Source organism: Belliella calami, assembly GCF_022549695.1.
In the GTDB taxonomy this organism is placed as follows: Bacteria; Bacteroidota; Bacteroidia; order Cytophagales; family Cyclobacteriaceae; genus Belliella; species Belliella calami.
The window spans coordinates 67,875-86,108 of record NZ_JAKZGS010000016.1 but is presented as its reverse complement, the minus strand read 5'-3'; the positions used below and the strand labels follow the sequence as shown (position 1 = coordinate 86,108).

The following is an 18,234-nucleotide window of genomic DNA, read 5'->3' as shown; positions in this document are numbered from 1 at the left end:
TGCTGTAATTAAAATAATTATTAAATTTTGATTTAACTTAGAATAACCCTATATTAAATTTCAAACACTCAATAAATCATGAAAATGCACCCAAACGAACTATTCTTTTACTACAACCCTTCTCATAGTGTTGATAAGCAAGTCAGAGCTTATGCTCATGCAGTAGCAAACCATGTAAATTTAATCGACATGGATAAGGAAAAGATCACTACAACTGGTTGGAGGTCAATTCTTGATAAATTATCCATGCGTCCCAAGGACCTACTTAATAGAGCTCATCCTGACTATCAAAATCATATTGCAGGCAAAACCTGGGATGATGATAGCTGGTTGCAGATCTTAGTGCGATATCCGCATTTGATCAAGGCTCCTATCGCCATTATGAAAAACAAAGCAGTGCTTTGCACTTCACCAAATCAAATACTCAAATTAAATTAGACAAGTTCAATTCCATTGTCTAAAATTTTGATTATCTTAGCTTTATACAATTGACCAATAGACTGCTTAAAGTGCTTTTTACTCATTCCCAATAACTCTTTGATGGATTCAGGGGATGATTTATCATGAAGGGGCAAAAATTTCTTTACTTTTAAAACAGAAAGGATTTTTTCAGCCCCTTCTTCGTATTTTTCCCGCCCAACAGGCTCCAATCTCAAATCCAATTTCCCATCTTCTCTCCTTTTTTTGACAAAAGCTCTTACCTTATCGCCCAATTCTATTGATGTAAACACTTCATTCTTATAAATCAAACCTTCAAATGCATTCTCAATCAAAGCTTTGAAACCCAAATCTGTCTCGGCAAAAATCAATGCCTCTACTTCTTGCCCTTCCTCAAATCCTCTAGTCTCAAGCTCCAAAAAGTCTTCGTATTTACTAACTCCTATCAGTCTGTCGGTTTTGAAATCCATGCATACACGAACCAAGTACTTTTCACCTTCTTCCATTTCTACATGCATCTCCGATTTGGGAACGAATAGATCTTTTGGCAAGCCCCAATCCATAAATGCCCCAAATCGGGTGATCTCTTTGGCTTCCATCACTGCAAATTCATCTAACAACGCTACTGGTCGGTTAGTTACTGCAACTGGACGATCTTCACTATCTGTATATACAAATACTTCAACTTCCTGACCTTCTTTGAAATCTTCCTGTAAATAACTCTTAGGTAATAAAACTTCCTCACCATCGTGAAGTGCCAAATAAGCACCGTTGGCTGTAAACCTATTGATCAATAGGCTATTGATTTTCCCCAATTCTTTCATATCCCAAAGGTAATTAAATTACTTGAAGTAGAAATTGGAAAAGGAGGCGAATCGATTTAGATTTGAAAATCGAAAAGATCATATAAACCCATTTTATACATGAAAAAAATAGCAGTAATCGGATCAGGAACCATGGGCAATGGTATTGCACACGTTTTTGCCCAGCATGGATACAAAGTCTCGATGATAGATATCAATCAGAATGCTTTGGAGAAAGCATTAGCCACTATCAGCAAAAATCTTGACCGTCAAGTTTCCAAAGGATTGCTTTCTGAAACTGATAAGGCAAATACTTTAGCAAACATTGAAACATTCACTTCTACTGAAGATGGAGTGAAAAATGTCGATTTGGTAGTCGAAGCAGCAACTGAGAACGTCAATATCAAATTAGACATTTTTAGGGAGTTGGATAAATTATGTCCTGAACATACCATTTTAGCTTCCAACACTTCGTCGATCTCTATTACCAAAATAGGCGCGGTTACTTCAAGAGCAGATAAGGTAATTGGAATGCATTTTATGAATCCAGTTCCAGTGATGAAGTTGATCGAAGTGATCAGAGGCTATGCAACCTCAGATGAAGTGACAAAGCAAATCATGGATTTATCTCGCAAGTTGGAAAAAGTACCAGTAGAGGTAAATGACTATCCTGGTTTTGTAGCAAACAGGATTTTGATGCCAATGATCAATGAAGCAATCTATACCCTCTATGAAAGTGTCGCTGGTGTAGAGGAAATCGATACTGTCATGAAATTGGGAATGGCACATCCAATGGGTCCTTTGCAACTGGCAGATTTCATTGGTTTGGATGTATGTCTTTCTATTTTGAAAGTACTTCATGAAGGTTTTGGAAATCCAAAATATGCACCATGCCCTCTTTTGGTAAATATGGTGGAAGCTGGATTCAAAGGATCAAAAACAGGAGAAGGATTTTATAAGTACACAGCAGGAAGCAAAGAGGTAGTTGTTTCTTCACAATTCAAAAAGTGAAATATGATTATCCTCAATGACACCTGAAGGTAAATTAACACTTAGGAAGATCATTCGGATAAATTCAATTGTCAACTGACAACAGCTTCTACAAGTATTGTGAACACATTAATAAGTTGCTCTAGGTATCTAATTGGGAATAAATAAAATAATATCATTCAGAATTATTATTCAATGTCGTTTAGTTTAGATACCAGACCTGTAAGGTTTAAATCATTTATTGGTCTTCCCTGCCAAATTTGTGACCTGTACTAATTTAATAGAAAACCTGGCAGGTCTTATCTTAACGGCATTGAAATGTTATTAAAGAGGCAAATATAAAAGGACTCTTTCAAATTTAGTTTAAAAAAATGCATATAGCGGTATCAGGAAATATTGGTAGTGGAAAAACTACCCTAACAGAAAAACTTGCCAAACATTATGGCTGGAAAGCTGAGTTTGAAGCAGTGGACAACAACCCATACTTGGCTGATTTTTATGAAGATATGAAAAGGTGGTCATTCCATTTGCAGGTTTATTTTCTAAATAGTCGCTTCAATCAGATCAATTTGATTCAAAATAGCAATATTTCCATCATCCAAGATCGGACGATCTATGAAGATGCCTATATTTTTGCAGCAAATCTTTACAAATCCAATTTGATCAGTCAGCGAGACTATGACAACTACCTAAATCTATTCCATTCGATGATCAATTTTGTGAAAGCTCCGGATTTATTGATCTATCTGAAAGCCGATATCCCAAAGCTTGTCGGACAAATTGAAAAAAGAGGAAGAGATTATGAGAACGCTATCAGAATTGATTATCTAAAAAACCTCAATTCACATTATGAGGATTGGATCGCTGCCTATGACAAAGGTAAATTGTTGATCGTAGATGTAAATGATATGGATTTTGTAGCAAATCAAGAAGATTTCTCTGCCATTGTTGGACAAGTCGATCGTGAGATTTTCGGTTTATTTTCCTGATTCGCAATCAGTAAACAGTGAATTTGTTCATCAGTCAATCAATTATCTGTATATCAGTGAATAGTGGATTGAGTTGACAGTCGGTTGATTTCCAATTAATAGGAAATCAGATAATCTAAATTTCAAAAATGATGTCTATCATAGACTAATGATATAGATTTCCAAAACCAATCAACCATTCCACTAATTCACAACAACTTGATTTCAGGTATTAAATCTAGAAAAGTAATTGATAGACTTAACATTATCATTAAACCAACTTCCTAAACAACCAATTCTTAATTGTTTGATAAGTTTCTTCTTTTGGGTTAAGGAGCAAATCATCAATTTTTTTCAAACTACCTCCTGTCATGATATTTTCATAAACAGGGATTCTTATAAGTTTGTAACCATGTAGTCTTGTCAGCAAATCGTATTGGGCATCATTGTATGCATTGAGCTTCCATCCTGCGGAGCCATTGCCTGACAAGTCTGCTGGCTCTTCAGATTTTCCAAAAACCTTCGACGCTATGGGAGGTCCAAACCAAATCCTTTCCTGTAATCCTGCTTTCAAACAGTCCTTTTCAAATGTCCTGCAAAGCCGCTTGTATCCATCAGACCATGAATATGAAAAGGTATCATAAAGATCTGTTTTCAAAGTAGATAACCTGTATCTATTGAAGTGAACTTGATCGTCATAAACAAACAAAAATCTGTTTATTTTAAAATCAAATTTCAACCTTTCTAACAAAGGCAAATGGTGACCATTTCCTCCTAAGGTTTCAAAAATCTCTGCAAGTAAAACTTCACCTTTTCCTTTTAGATATTCGTTATTGACCTCAATGTAAAAGTCCTCTTCTATCTGATATTCAGAATCTTTTAAAATTTGGATTAGATTGTTTACTTTGATTTGATGCACTTTTTATTAGGAGTTAGATGTACCTTCCCGCAAGATTTCCCAAGTATGGTCAGCGAGAAGTTTGATTTCTGCCACAAAGCTAGCAAAACCTTTTTTCCTACCCCATTCTTCTGGTGCAATCATGCTCAAAAAATCTGTACCATCCTCTTTTTCATACAAATAATATATGTGATTGATCAATGGCTCAAAACTTATACTTGCTTGATAAATTCTCTCTGAAACCTCTACCCTTTTTTGGATCAATTTTGCTTGATCAGCCAAAAGCTGCATTTGCTGATAGATTTGAGCCATTTGCATGTCTGTTTGTGAATGCATGGCTGCTACTGCTCTACCAGTAATCTTACCTTTGTCCTCTGGCCTGATGATCGCCCCACCGGATGTATGTGCATAGGGCAATAATCCCGGATTCTCGGTAGTCATTTCCTTCATCCTATCGAGATCAATTTTATCTACATCAATTTTTTGTTTTTTGCTCATCTACTTTTAGGCTATCACTTGGAGCTATTCTTTCTTTTAAGTTTCCTTTTGCACCAGGAAAAGTGGTTCTGGAAGAAATATCATAACCAATCCATAACATGGCTAATAAAAATATTCCTGCGATTATCAGAAAGATCAGCTTATTCTTGTTCATAATTATTGGTATCCTAACAGCTTATTGAGGTATTCGGTTTTCAATTGTGCAAAAATAGTACAATCAACATAGATAAAAAATTCATATGTCAGACTTTTCTGCTCATCCAAAATGCTGTGACTACACCTACACATGCCCCTGCTAAATGTGACTCCCATGATATCCTCCCATCAGTTGGAACTACTCCATAAGCAATACTTCCGTAGAGCAGCAAGATGAAAATAGATATCAAAATGGTCTTGTAAGTTCCTTTGAACAAACCCAAGAAAATCATAAAAAACACCAATCCATAGATCAATCCGCTAGCACCAATATGTATATAAGGTCTTCCAGCAAACCACACGATCATATTTGTGAAAATCAAACAACTTAGAAAGACTTGATTTGCAATTTTTTCGTAAAAAAGAAATAACATTTTGGTCAATATGAAAAATGGAATAAGATTTGTCAATAGATGTCCTTGATTGCCATGAACAAACGATGAAATCACAATACCTGGAATGTGCGAAATGCTTAGTGGCAAAATTCCCAGAAAATTCAGCTTCAAATTAAAGCTAATTTCTACCCAAAAAATCAAAACCATCAATAAACTTAATCTGAATGGCACCAATAGAACATCTTTGATTTTGTCTAGAGAAATCTGTTTCATAAATTTCATAGGAGCCTTTCAGAAAAAAATAACTTTCTAACAATTTTAACTTAATTTTGAATCAACCATTCAAATAAATAGAATGTTTTCACCTTCCACCAACTATTATGTATAAATTAATCAATCCACAGTCAATTTTTCAATATTTTGGAGAAGATGATAAGGAAATGATCATAGAAATGATAAATATTATAATTGACACCAATTTGCATGATTTAAAGCAATTGGACATCTTTTATGAAAACAAGGATTTTGATTATATCAAGAAAAAGTGTCACAAATCAAAACCAAGTATGAGCTATATAGGCGCCTTGGGAACAAGAAAAATTTTGGAAAAAATTGAGAGTGAACTTGAAAATTCTAGAGAACTTTATCAAAATCTAAAAGAAAATATAGCTATTCTTGAAAAAGAACTTAGCCATTTTATTGAGAATCTATAACCTCTTACAATTTTCCAACCTTCTATAATTTTTTTTACTTTTTCTACATTTGAATCATTATTTTTAGAAAAAAAAATGCACATGAGGAAACTGTCGTTTATTGTATTCGTTTTGTTCAATTTTTCTCTTATTGGCTTTTCGCAAGAAGAATTGACTGTAGAAAAAATCATGAAAGACCCCAAGTGGATGGGGAATTTCCCTTCAAATGTAAATTGGGATGACCAAGGAAAACATATCTTATTCAATTACAACCCAGAAGGAAATCCTTCTGATTCTTTATATAAAATAGCCGTCAATAAAACTGGGGCAATTGAAAAAGTGTCTTTGGAAGAACAGCGCCAATTTATTCCGCGATTTGCAAACAGCAATAAAGATCAAACCAAAAAAATCTTTGTCAAAGATGGAGAAATTATACTTTATGAAATAACCACAGGCAAGAAAACAACACTATTTAACTGGGGAGATAGGATTGGTACTCCTAAATTTTTAGCCAATGAAAATCGCATTTCTTTCGAATCTGGAGGGAATATGTATGTTCTTGATATGGAAACTGGGAAAATCAACAAAATTACCAATATCAAATCTGGAAACAAACTAATCGATAAAGAAGGCTCAAAAATCAACGATAGAGAAGTTTGGTTAAAGGAAGATAATCTAGAACTTCTTCAAGTCGTGAAAGATAGAGAAGAGAAAAAGGAAATTTCCAAAGCATACAGAGAAGCTACAGCTGAAAAAGAGCCTTTTACATATTATTTAGGTGACAAATCCGCCACATCCCTTCAGTTGAGTCCCGATGAAAAATACGCTACATTTAATTTGGTCACAAGAGCCGATGGTAAAAGAACTGTAGTACCTGACTATACACACGCTTCGGGGTACACTACAGACATCAATACAAGATCAAAGGTTGGTGATGACCCAACGAAAGTTGAGTTGGCACTTTATGATTTGGAAAATGAAAAAGTTACCATAATTGACGTAAGCAAACTATATGGCATCCAAGATTTACCTGATTACGCTAAAGATTATCCTGAAAAAACATGGGAAGAAAAAGATCGTGTTGTTACATTATCATCCCCGATTTTTTCGAATGATGGCAAGTTTGCTATCGTAAATATCAGATCCGCTGATAATAAAGACAGGTGGATAGCACAACTTGACTTAAATTCAGGAGATCTAAAAGTCCTTGATAGACAAAGGGACGAAGCTTGGGTGGCTGGTCCAGGTATTGGATCCGCTTATGGCGGAGGCACCTTAGGTTGGTTACCAGACAATAAGCACATTTATTTCCAATCTGAAGAAAGTGGCTATTCACATCTTTATCTTCTAGATGTTACTACCGGCAAGAAAAAAGCACTTTCAAGTGGTAAATTTGAGGTTTTCAACCCTTTTATTTCTAAAGATCAAAAGTCTTGGTACTTGACTACATCAGAAATCCATCCAGGTGAGCGACATTTCTACAAAATGCCATTAATGGGTGGTAAGATGGAAAAATTGACCACTATGACAGGAAATAATGATGTCAGTCTTTCCCCCGATGAAAAGCACATTGCAATCCTTTACTCTTACAGCAATAAGCCTTGGGAATTGTATCTCAAACCAAACAATGCGAAGGAAGAAGCCAAACAGCTGACTTCAGGTCAATCAGAAGAATTCAAATCCTACAATTGGAGAGAGCCAGAATTGATAAACTTTACTGCACAAGATGGAGCTTCAGTACCGGCAAGGCTATACAAACCTACTGCTGAAAAAAACAATGGAGCTGCAGTGATATTTGTGCATGGTGCAGGTTATTTGCAAAATGTCCACAAATGGTGGTCTAGTTACTTTAGGGAATACATGTTTCATAATCTTTTAACTGATTTGGGGTACACAGTTTTGGATATTGACTATAGAGGCTCTGCTGGATATGGAAGAGATTGGAGAACAGGAATATACAGACACATGGGTGGTAAGGATCTTTCCGATCATGTAGATGGAGCCAAATATTTAGCCGATAATCATGGAATAAATCCTGAAAGAGTTGGAATCTATGGTGGAAGCTATGGTGGATTTATTACATTAATGGCTCTTTTCAATGCACCTGAAAGTTTCAGATCTGGAGCAGCTTTAAGGTCAGTTACAGATTGGGCACATTACAATCATGGCTATACTTCCAATATTTTGAATGAACCATTCAATGACCCTATTGCTTACAAACGCTCCTCTCCTATTTATTTCGCTGAAGGATTGAAAGGTAATCTATTGATCGCACATGGTATGATCGATACCAATGTTCATTTTCAAGATGTAGTAAGGCTTGCTCAGAGATTGATCGAGCTTGAAAAAGACAATTGGGAAATGGCAGTTTATCCTGTTGAAGATCATGGATTTGTAGAACCAAGCAGCTGGACAGATGAATACAAAAGAATTTTAAAGTTATTTAATTCAACTTTATTAAATTAACCTTTATCAAATATGGTTTGCAATCGCTATTAGGTGATTGTAAACCATATCAAACATTTATTTTATTAAAACTAAAATTTTGAAAATATGAAAACCAAATCATTTTTCGGGTTAGTGCTGATTACTTTTTTATGTTTATCAGCCTGTAAAAATGTACCAAGCAAGGAAGTTCAGACTGGTTTGATTGCAGAAAAAGCAATGATAGTCTCAGCAAGAAAAGAAGCTTCTGAAATAGGCATTTCCATTCTTCAAAAAGGTGGTAATGCATTTGATGCGATGGTTGCGACTGAGCTTTCCTTGGCTATTGCATTTCCATTCGCAGGGAATTTGGGTGGAGGAGGCTTTATGGTTTATCGACAGCCTGACGGCAGTATCGGATCGATAGATTATAGAGAAAAAGCTCCTTTGGCGGCAACCCGAGATATGTATTTAGATGAAAATGGTGAAGTAATCCCTGGTCTAAGCACCACAGGAGCACTTGCTGTTGGTGTTCCCGGTACTGTTGCGGGAGTTTTGGAAGTACATAGGAAATTTGGGTCTTTACCCTTGGAAGAAATATTGGCTCCAGTTATTGCTTTTGCTGAAAGAGGTGCCGTTGTAACAGAAAAACAAGCATCTGGACTTCGAAATAATAGGAAAATCATAGCTGAAGTTAGTGGTGAAAATTCACTATTTGCTCAAGAATTTGAAGTCAATGATACCATTAAATATCCTTCTTTGGCCGAGACACTCCGAAGAATCTCGAAAAATGGCAGAGACGAATTCTACAAAGGAGAAACTGCCCAAAGATTGGTAAACTTTATCCAGGAAAAAGGCGGAATAATAACAATGGAGGATTTGGCTAATTATGAAGCACAATGGAGAGATCCTATTGTGTTTGACTATAGAGGTCATAGGCTTATTTCGATGGCACCACCAAGCAGCGGTGGTATTACGATAGCCCAGATAATGGGTATGATTGAAGAATTTGATCTAAAATCAATGGAGCATAATTCTCCTGAATACATCCAAGTATTAGTAGAAGCTGAGAGAAGAGCATATGCAGATCGTAATTATTATTTGGGTGACCCAGATTTTGTGGAAGTTCCATTGGCAAAAATGATGGACAAGAATTACCTGAAAGATAGAATGTCAACTTTTAATAAAGAAAAGGCAACGCTTTCTTCCGATGTTTCCCAAGGAAATATACAATTTCAAGAAAGTGATGAGACAACCCACTACTCCATCATGGATCAGTATGGGAATGCTTTAGCTATCACCACTACACTCAATGGTGCTTTTGGTTCAAAATTGTTTTGCGATGACTTGGGTTTTTTCCTTAACAACGAAATGGATGATTTCTCGGCAAAAGCAGGCGTTCCGAATATGTTTGGGCTAATTGGAGCAGAAGCCAACCAAATAGAACCTGGAAAAAGAATGCTCAGCTGCATGTCTCCTACTTTGGTAGAAAAAGACGGGGAAATATTGATGATAGTAGGAACTCCAGGAGGTTCGACCATTATGACTTCCGTAGTACAGACTATCCTGAATGTCCTTGAATTTGACATGAGTATGCAAGAAGCCGTTAATGCTCCTAGATTCCATCATCAATGGCTCCCTGATGAAATCAGGTTTGAGAAAAATGTATTTACATCAGAAACTTTGGAAGCATTGAAATCAAAAGGATATTTGATCAATGAATCCCCATCGCCAATAATTGGTAAAGTAGATGCGATTTTGGTTATGAAAGATAGGAAACTAGAAGGAGGAGCAGATCCTAGGGGTGATGATACAGCAGTGGGCTATTGATAGAGTAGAGAGAATTAACACTCGAAAAATTAAAAATGGATCTCGTTTGATCCATTTTTAATTTTCATACAACTTCCTTTAAGACGATCAGCCTTCAATATAGTTTTAAACCGTAAGGTAGTATGGAGCTGACATTACTAACAATATTCTAAAAAACTTTCAAATATCGAAATTTACATATATCTTAAACCTTAATTTTTAGTGATTCAAGTTGTGAGGAGAATTGGAATAAACATGGTCGTCTTTAAAATATTTGACAGATAAAAAGAAAAAATTATGGATGCATTGATGTCAGGAGTTCTTTATTTAATTATTGGTTTTGGAGTAAGAGTTTATCCTAATATTCTCGCTGGTTATCACAGTTTATCTCAAAGGGATCAAGAAAGAGCTACGAGTAATGGATTACCGTTTTTTGCTTTTATTCTATTCTGTATAATGGGAGTTTTATGCATTATCTCTTATCCAGTATCCATCTGGCTTGAAATGCCCAATTTGACTTCGGCAGTTCCGATCATCGTAACTTTGCTTGGAGTAGTGATAATTATCATATTTGGAAATTTAATAGCAAATCGGAGATAATTCATTGAAACTATAAAATACTAGAATCGCATTTTTTAAGTTAATAAAAAGCTCGTTCTGAACCATTCTTCTTCATTTCCACCCTCCATATATCTTTCAGAACTTTTTTATTTATTCGTAACATAAATACTATTTTCCCAAACTAAAACCAACCCAACAAATCCCCTTTGCGCTAACTTGCGAACTTCGCGGCAATTCTTACAACACATCAAGAAAATCTAAGCTAAATCAAGAGATTATTCTTTAATCTAAAACCAACCCAACAAATCCCCTTTGCGCTACCTTGCGAACTTCGCGGCAATTCTTACAACACATCAAGAAAATCTAAGCTAAATCAAGAGATTATTTTTTTAATCTATAACCAACCCAACAAATCCCCTTTGCGCTAACTTGCGAACTTCGCGGCAATTCTTACAACACATCAAGAAAATCTAAGCTAAATCAAGAGATTATTCTTTAATCTAAAACCAACCCAACAAAATACCTTTGCGCTACCTTGCGAACTTAGCGGCAATTCTTACAACACATCAAGAAAATCTAAGCTAAATCAAGAGATTATTCTTTAACCTAAAACCAACCCAACAAATCCCCTTTGCGCTACCTTGCGAACTTCGCGGCAATTCTTACAACACATCAAGAAAATCTAAGCTAAATCAAGAGATTACTCTTTAATCTAAAACCAACCCAACAAATCCCCTTTGCGCTACCTTGCCAACTTCGCGGCAATTCTTACAACACATCAAGAAAATCTAAGCTAAATCAAGAGATTGTTTTTTTAATCTATAACCAACCCAACAAATCCCCTTTGCGCTACCTTGCGAACTTCGCGGCAATTCACATGAAACCACAACCTTTGCGGGCTTAGCGGCTAAATCCTAGTACTGCTTTTTAATAAATTCGAGAATATCAAGGAGCACTTTTTCATTGAAACTCTCTTCTATGGCCCCATATTCATTAATACCTCCTGTTTTGGCAGTTTGGAATAAATGATTCAAATTATCATAAACTTTTAGCGTGAGTAAATCAGATTTCCCTTCAAACCACTCTATCAATCTATTTCCATTCTGACTCGCCACAACCTGCAAATCCTTTGAACCAAAACCTGCAAAAACTGGTACATCAATTTCTTTGATATAATTTTCTGGATTCATCTTCAAAAAATAAATCATTGAAGGAGTCAACTGACGTTCATAAGCTTCCTGATATCTAATGATTGCATTCGGCCATTGACTTTCAGGAATATTCTGTTCCTTCAGTGATGCTTCAAAAATTGGTTTCAATGCAGCTTTCCACTCTTCATCTGATTTACTGTCAATTACTGCTTGATAAATTTTTCTATTTTGATTGGTCTCTAACTTTACTAAAAACTCCGATGCTCCGGAGACTTTTACAATTTCTTCTGTCTGCTTGGTCATCAAATCCTTGATAGGAACTACAGGACCTGCCAAAGAAACCAAAAAAGATAAATCGTGCCCTTCCGAACCAAGAATCCAAGTAATCAAACCACCTTCACTATGTCCGACAACACCTATTTTTTCCAAATTTACTGAGGGATGCTTTTTCAAAAATTCAATCCCTGAAACTACATCATTTTTTAAGTCTTCTATGTTAGCTGTAGAAAAATTCCCATTAGATTCCCCCACTCCTCTTTCATCATATCTCAATACAACTATGCCGTTTTTTGTCAAGTAATCTGCCATTACCCAAAAAGGTTTATGCCCAACCATTTCATGATCTCTATTGTGAGGCCCAGAACCAGTCACCAAGATAACTGCTGGAAATTTACCTTCCCCTTTAGGCTTTGTCAGTGTTCCTGCTAGTTTTATGTTTTCAGAAGGGTTTTCAAAACCCACTTCGACAGCATCATAATCAAATGGTCCAACGGGTGTTTGAGGTCTTTTTGGCCCTAATCCTTCCAGTTCCCCAGAAGTCACTCTTTTTAGATCAAGTGGAAATTTCATTCCTCCTTGCGAAAAATTCCCCTTTATTTCATCACCTTGCATGACTCCATCGTAAGAAGCGTTCATCACACTCATTTCAAAGCTTACCATAAGTTGGTTTGCAAGAACTTTTTTCATCGGAATTCCCATTGCCCCTTGGTTTGGGCTATCCATTGTACCTGTCCACTCTCCATCTACTTCTTCAAAGTGCGTGATCAGCGGAATGGTCTGTCCCATTACTTTCAAATCACCTTTCCAACTTCCCGCAATATCTTGCGAAAAACTGTTGAAGTTGATAAATATTAGCAGTGCCAAAATGCAAAATTTAGATTTCATGATAGAGTAATTTTTATTTTTCGAATGTAATATAAAAAAATATGGCTATCCTCAATGAAACCAATAGTTTAAAATCTAAAAAAAATCAAAGAAATATACATTATTATTTGTCAGTGAATATGCTAATAGTACATCCATTGACTTAAGTTTTATTAATTTGTATGACTACAGGTGTTAAATCGTTTCTTCGAGTATTTTTTTTTAAACATCCCTAATTTTGAAATTCAATGTTTTTAGGATATTTACTTATTCCCTATGTTGCTTTTGAATTAAGTCTCTTTTAGATTTTTCGTATTGTCAAAAAAGTTAATAGTCTATAACTGCTGAATTATCCATATTTTCTAAACTAATTTCCTAAACTCCCATATGCAAATAGCCTTTTGAAAAAGTTATACTAATTTTACATGATGGATAAAGAAATTTTGATGGATTTGGTAACTAAAAAGATGCCTTTTGGTAAGTATAAAGGAAAATTGCTCTGCGATATCCCTGAACACTATTTGGTTTGGATGCATGGAAAAGGTTTTCCAGAAGGGAAATTGGGGATGTGGCTCCATACACTTTACGAAATCAGATTGAACGGATTAGAGGATATTTTGTATCAATTGAAAAAATTAAGAAATTAAATGCAACTTTGTATCATCTAATTGGTGTTAGAAATAAATATCAAGTAAATTTGGGCTTTATTTCAAAATCAATTGCTTACTACTACCCCACAACGAGTCTTAATTTTATTTATACTACTGCTCTTAGGACAAAGTCTAATTGCGCAGCAAAAAACTGATTTCAAACTCTCAGGCCGCATAATCGATGAATCTGGTGAGGGGCTAATGGCATCAATTTTTATACATGAGCTAGGTAAAGGAACTGCAGCTGACATTGATGGAAATTTTGAAATCGACAAGCTAAGGCCCGGCAACTACCACCTCCATATTACTCATATTGGTTATAAGTCACAAAGCAAGACTTTGGCTATTAAGGATTCAGATGTGGAATTGTCAGCTCAAATGATCGCCTCAGCTATCCAATTAGAAAGCCTAACCATTGAAGCAAATCCATTCAAAAATGGCCCTTTGGAACAATCACAAACTATTTTGGTGATTGATAGGGATTATATTGAGAAAAACAATGCAGGGACTTTTGCAAATACGATTGAAAAACTCCCCGGAATCAGCACAATCAATACAGGAGTTGGAATATCAAAACCTGTGATCAGGGGAATGAGTTTCAACAGGATTCTTATCAATGATCGAGGAATCAAGCAAGAAGGACAGCAATGGGGAACTGATCATGGTTTGGAAATTGATCCTTTTGATGTAGATAGAGTAGAAATCATCAAAGGTCCAGCATCTTTGATGTATGGATCGGACGGGATGGCTGGTGTAATCAATATCTCACCTCCTGCATTCAAACAGGATGGTGAAATCGAGGCTACTATTAACAGTATGTACAGAAGCAACAATGACATGATTTCAAATTCTGCATCCTTTGCAGGAAATGAAGGTGACTTTGTCTTTAGTGGGAGATTTACTATGCAAGACTTTGCAGATTACAGAGTACCTGCAGAGAATTTCACCTATGCTGGATTTGTACTCCCTATTTTTGAAAACAGACTAAAAAATACTGCTGGTTCAGAGAGACATTTTTCTGCAATGGCAGGCGTAAAAAAGCAATGGGGCTATTCTACAATTACAATAAGCAGGTTTCAGCAAAAGGCTGGATTATTTGTTGGGGCAGTTGGAGTTCCGAGGTCTTACAATCTTATACCTGACGGAAATTCAAGAAATATTGACATACCCCGCCAAGAAAGCTCGCATTTGAAAGTGATCTGGAATAATAGTATTATGTTGGATGACAGATGGCTTGAGTTGGATTTTGGTTATCAAAAGAACATCAGAGAAGAGTATTCGATACCCCATTCACAAGAAGTAGCGCCAGATAATACATTTGGAAACTTGGCACTTTCCTTGAATTTGGATGTTTTTACAGCCAACGCAAGAATAAGTCAACAAAAAAATAACAAAGGGCAAGCTATACTTGGCTTCAACACGCAGTTTTCCAGAAATCAGCAAAGTGGATTTGAATTTCTCTTGCCAAACTATGAATCAATTCAAGGAGGGCTTTTCTACTTTAGGGAAATCAAATTTTCCCCAAACCTAATTTTCAATACCGGTGCTAGAATCGATGGAGCATTCCACAATATAAAAGAACATTTACAGCCAATTTATAGAAATTCCCGTCCTACTGGTGAAATAGATCAGCGGAATCCGGATATTCAAAAATCATTTGTAAACTGGAGTGCTTCATCTGGTTTGTCATGGGTATTCAAAGAAAATTATAATTTAAAAATCAATCTTGGTTCTGCTTATAGGATTCCAACACCAATTGAACTCTCATCAAATGGTGTACATCATGGAAACTTCCGACACGAAGTTGGAAATCCAAAGCTTGAAAGCGAAAGAAGCTATCAAGCAGATCTTAATTTTGCTTTCTCAAACAGAAAAGTCTCCGTTAATCTAAGTCCTTTTGTTGGGTATTTTGATGGCTATATTTATTTGGCTCCTTCTGCTAGATTTTCTACTTTACCCGGATCAAGTATACTTTGGGAATACAGACAAAATGATGCGATTTTTCTTGGTGGGGAATTGAGCGCGGATATAAACATAGTAAAAGATCTTACCTTGAACATTGGCTCTGAATATGTCTATAACCAAAATTTAGACTCCCGCTTGCCACTTCCATTGACTCCTCCTTTTAGTACATTTGCGGCAGTAGAATATCGCTTACCTTTAGATTCAAAATTCATTTACAACATGAGGATTTTTGTAGATGGAAGATTAGCTGCAGATCAAAATCGAGTTGATAGAAATGAAAGAACAACAGCTGGATACAAACTTTTAGGGGCTGGCTTGAGCTGGGAAATGAAATTGAGAAGCCAGAAACTCCAATTCCAAGTAGCAGGTCAAAATTTGACAAATGAATTCTACTTAAACCACTTAAGCAGGTATAGACTTTTGAATCTTCCCGAACAAGGAAGAAATGTTACTGTAAACTTGAAAATCCCTATATCAATAAGATAAATTGAGCAAAATATTTTTATTGCAACCTTATTGCATTATATTTGCAACACAATTGCATATGATTTACAACAAAAATACCACAATGAAAAAATTACCAATTTTATTATCAATCGGATTATTGGCATTGAATTATTCATGTACTGAGGATCAAGATCCGAGTGTAACTGATCTTGATGCACCTGTAATAGGGTTTGCAGAAGGAAGAGATAGCTTCAGACCTATGGAAAATGAAGTACGTGCTACTACTACAGACCACATGCATATTAGATTTAGTGTTACGGATGAGTCAGGCATAGGTCAGGTATTGGTAGATATCCATAATACATTTGATGGTCATACTCATGGAAGACTATCAAATACTTTTGAGAAATTAAGTGTAAAAGATATTTACAGTGCCAATGCAGAGAATCCAATTTTCAGATTCCCTGAAGGTGCAAAAACATTGAATGTTGACAATTCGTCAACAGATATTTATTGGGCGGGTGCTACTTCAAGGGTTGAAGGAAACATTTTGGCTGGACCTTATGACATCATAATCTCTGCTGTAGATATTCATGGAAACCAAACAGGATTTGCAGATGACAGCAATTATTTGACAACTTTCTTTATCGAAAGAGCCTATGCTCCTGTAACAGAAGTAACGAACTTACATGATGGAGAAATAGAAGGAGAAGCTGGTGAAGCTTTAGCCGTAGAAGGATCTATTAGCAAAGGAAATCATGAGTTGAGCTCAGAGATCAAGTTTGTTTGGATTAGGTTAGTTGAAGAAGATGATCATCATGGACATAACCATGGAAGGATAAATGATGGTGAGTTTTATGAAAAAATGTGGGGTGAATCTACCTGGAGACAAGAATTAGTGGGAGAAGACTTACCAAATAACAATACCTTAAACTTATCAGAAATCCTTTCTGGGGAAAATGCTATCATCCTTCCTGCTGGAGAAGATCACCTAGAATTGATCATCTGGGTAGAAGATATCCAAGGAAATGTAACACAAAAGACTTATGAAGTTCACATAGATTAATATAATTTATGCTTTATATTTAGAGGAAAATCCATTCGGTTTTCCTCTTTTTCGTTTACACTAAAATCAAATCAACCAAAATAATGAACACTATCTTCAAGACAATCAACATTATAATTTTCACTGCGATAATTTTCTTTGCCTGTAACAGCAAATCAAGCCACGATCACGACCATGAAGTGGTGGAAGATGAAAATCTAATCGAAGCAAATAAACTTCATCAAGCTTCCCTAGATCTCAGAGAGGAATTATTGTTGGTTGAAAAACAACTCAAAGAAGCAAACATCGAATATTCTGAATTGAAAGAAGAACTCAAAATTTGGGACAAGGATATCATTGAAGTTCCAGGATTCGAGCATTCTCATGATGATGAAGTCCAAAGAAAATATCATGTTCACAATCCCATGAAAGAATTTTCAAATGAAGAACATAAAGCATATCAGCAAGTGATGCACAGTGAAATTCTTGATCTACACAAAAGATTTACTAGAAAGATGGTTCCAGAAGTAATGGAAGATTCTAACTCTTGATAAAAAAGTATATTTGATTATCAACAGGAGAATTAGAAATTGTAACTCAGTTATCTTGTTGATAATCAAGTTTTTAGTAGGTAGGTGAGCAAATTGCCATTTCCTCCAAATTGAATGCAGCTGATGAATTATCATTCTGCCCAATGTTCCCAGCCGATAAAATTACCGCATAATCAGGGCCACTTTCTGCAAGATGAATTTTTACATGGCCATCAAAGTTTTTAAAATCTTGAAAAGTCAAAGTGTTGCCATTCGATAAGGTTCCAAGGACTGTCGTACTTTTTAAGTCACGGATATCTACTGGGTTTAGCATAAATGCAATTGGTGAATCAGGATTATCATAACGTCCAAAATGCAGATGCGTTGGAAAAAAATATGGGTCAGATTCTCTTTTTCCTTCCAAGGTTACAGTCAATTCTACCTGACCTGAAGTCAACTCTCTTACTGTTAACAATCCTTCATAATCAAAATCAGAACTTTGATAAAGGTTATATTCTATGGAATTGGTTGTATATTTCTCTTCTTTATCATCGCTGCAGGCAAAAAAGAATGGAATGGTCAACAATAGAAGGATTAACTTTTTCATGGTAAATGCTGTTTGTACTTCAATAACGGAATTAATTTCAATATAGTTAATTCATAATTTAAATTTAAAGAATAATTATTAATCA

General features: G+C 35.6%; 18 protein-coding genes. 11 read left to right on the top strand and 7 right to left on the bottom strand.

Going from position 1 to position 18,234, the window contains the following annotated elements; translation table 11 throughout:
• The first annotated feature begins 78 nt into the window (after positions 1 to 78).
• Positions 79 to 438, top strand: coding sequence for an arsenate reductase family protein (locus MM236_RS15990; RefSeq protein ID WP_241276001.1), 360 nt, complete (start codon positions 79 to 81; stop codon positions 436 to 438).
• Here MM236_RS15990 and MM236_RS15985 read toward each other — a convergent pair.
• Positions 435 to 1,262, bottom strand: coding sequence for a CvfB family protein (locus MM236_RS15985; RefSeq protein ID WP_241276000.1), 828 nt, complete (start codon positions 1,260 to 1,262; stop codon positions 435 to 437). The genes MM236_RS15990 and MM236_RS15985 overlap by 4 nt on opposite strands.
• A gap of 99 nt (positions 1,263 to 1,361) precedes the next feature.
• Here MM236_RS15985 and MM236_RS15980 point away from each other — a divergent pair, with 99 nt between their 5' ends.
• Together MM236_RS15980 and MM236_RS15975 are read left to right on the top strand one after the other, a co-directional pair.
• The gene (locus tag MM236_RS15980) at positions 1,362 to 2,252 is read left to right on the top strand and encodes a 3-hydroxyacyl-CoA dehydrogenase family protein (protein ID WP_241275999.1); all 891 of its coding nucleotides are present in this window, start codon (positions 1,362 to 1,364) and stop codon (positions 2,250 to 2,252) included.
• A 350-nt stretch (positions 2,253 to 2,602) separates the two neighbouring features.
• On the top strand, positions 2,603 to 3,220 hold the full coding sequence (locus MM236_RS15975; protein WP_241275998.1) for a deoxynucleoside kinase: 618 nt from the start codon (positions 2,603 to 2,605) through the stop codon (positions 3,218 to 3,220).
• A 250-nt stretch (positions 3,221 to 3,470) separates the two neighbouring features.
• Here the strand turns inward: MM236_RS15975 and MM236_RS15970 are convergent, their stop codons facing one another.
• The 4 genes from MM236_RS15970 to MM236_RS15955 all read right to left on the bottom strand — a co-directional run bounded on the left by MM236_RS15970 (position 3,471) and on the right by MM236_RS15955 (position 5,398).
• A complete protein-coding gene (locus MM236_RS15970; RefSeq protein ID WP_241275997.1) occupies positions 3,471 to 4,118 on the bottom strand; it encodes a DUF7255 family protein in 648 nt (215 codons plus the stop codon).
• Positions 4,119 to 4,124: 6 nt separating this feature from the next.
• Positions 4,125 to 4,595 carry a DUF2452 domain-containing protein gene (locus MM236_RS15965; protein WP_241275996.1) on the bottom strand — a complete coding sequence of 157 codons (471 nt, stop codon included), beginning with the start codon at positions 4,593 to 4,595 and terminating at the stop codon, positions 4,125 to 4,127.
• Positions 4,573 to 4,749 (bottom strand): hypothetical protein, encoded by a 177-nt coding sequence (locus MM236_RS15960; protein ID WP_241275995.1) that lies wholly within the window; start codon positions 4,747 to 4,749, stop codon positions 4,573 to 4,575. Before MM236_RS15960 ends, MM236_RS15965 begins: the two co-directional genes overlap by 23 nt.
• An 88-nt stretch (positions 4,750 to 4,837) precedes the next feature.
• Positions 4,838 to 5,398: a rhomboid family intramembrane serine protease gene (locus MM236_RS15955; protein ID WP_241275994.1), complete on the bottom strand. Its 561-nt coding sequence runs from the start codon at positions 5,396 to 5,398 to the stop codon at positions 4,838 to 4,840.
• 107 nt (positions 5,399 to 5,505) lie between these two features.
• Here MM236_RS15955 and MM236_RS15950 point away from each other — a divergent pair, with 107 nt between their 5' ends.
• The 4 genes from MM236_RS15950 (at position 5,506) to MM236_RS15935 (ending at position 10,650) form a co-directional block, all read left to right on the top strand.
• A complete protein-coding gene (locus MM236_RS15950; RefSeq protein WP_241275993.1) occupies positions 5,506 to 5,838 on the top strand; it encodes an Hpt domain-containing protein in 333 nt (110 codons plus the stop codon).
• An 81-nt stretch (positions 5,839 to 5,919) separates the two neighbouring features.
• Positions 5,920 to 8,283, top strand: coding sequence for a S9 family peptidase (locus tag MM236_RS15945; RefSeq protein WP_241275992.1), 2,364 nt, complete (start codon positions 5,920 to 5,922; stop codon positions 8,281 to 8,283).
• 87 nt (positions 8,284 to 8,370) lie between these two features.
• Entirely contained in the window at positions 8,371 to 10,071 is a 1,701-nt protein-coding gene (ggt, locus tag MM236_RS15940; RefSeq protein WP_241275991.1) for a gamma-glutamyltransferase, read from the top strand.
• 276 nt (positions 10,072 to 10,347) lie between these two features.
• Positions 10,348 to 10,650: a DUF3784 domain-containing protein gene (locus MM236_RS15935; protein ID WP_241275990.1), complete on the top strand. Its 303-nt coding sequence runs from the start codon at positions 10,348 to 10,350 to the stop codon at positions 10,648 to 10,650.
• 875 nt (positions 10,651 to 11,525) lie between these two features.
• Here the strand turns inward: MM236_RS15935 and MM236_RS15930 are convergent.
• On the bottom strand, positions 11,526 to 12,926 hold the full coding sequence (locus MM236_RS15930; protein WP_241275989.1) for an alpha/beta hydrolase family protein: 1,401 nt from the start codon (positions 12,924 to 12,926) through the stop codon (positions 11,526 to 11,528).
• 407 nt (positions 12,927 to 13,333) lie between these two features.
• On the opposite strand from MM236_RS15930, the gene MM236_RS15925 reads away from it, so the two are divergent.
• From MM236_RS15925 to MM236_RS15910, 4 genes are all read left to right on the top strand, one after another.
• Positions 13,334 to 13,552: a DUF3820 family protein gene (locus MM236_RS15925; RefSeq protein ID WP_241276010.1), complete on the top strand. Its 219-nt coding sequence runs from the start codon at positions 13,334 to 13,336 to the stop codon at positions 13,550 to 13,552.
• Between the two features lie 111 nt (positions 13,553 to 13,663).
• On the top strand, positions 13,664 to 16,006 hold the full coding sequence (locus tag MM236_RS15920; RefSeq protein ID WP_439648024.1) for a TonB-dependent receptor: 2,343 nt from the start codon (positions 13,664 to 13,666) through the stop codon (positions 16,004 to 16,006).
• An 82-nt stretch (positions 16,007 to 16,088) separates the two neighbouring features.
• Positions 16,089 to 17,033 (top strand): DUF4625 domain-containing protein, encoded by a 945-nt coding sequence (locus MM236_RS15915; protein ID WP_241275987.1) that lies wholly within the window; start codon positions 16,089 to 16,091, stop codon positions 17,031 to 17,033.
• Between the two features lie 83 nt (positions 17,034 to 17,116).
• Complete coding sequence (locus tag MM236_RS15910; RefSeq protein ID WP_241275986.1) at positions 17,117 to 17,563, top strand: hypothetical protein; 447 nt, start codon at positions 17,117 to 17,119, stop codon at positions 17,561 to 17,563.
• Positions 17,564 to 17,636: 73 nt separating this feature from the next.
• On the opposite strand, the gene MM236_RS15905 is transcribed toward MM236_RS15910, so the two are convergent.
• Positions 17,637 to 18,149 (bottom strand): hypothetical protein, encoded by a 513-nt coding sequence (locus MM236_RS15905; RefSeq protein WP_241275985.1) that lies wholly within the window; start codon positions 18,147 to 18,149, stop codon positions 17,637 to 17,639.
• Positions 18,150 to 18,234 lie beyond the last annotated feature (85 nt).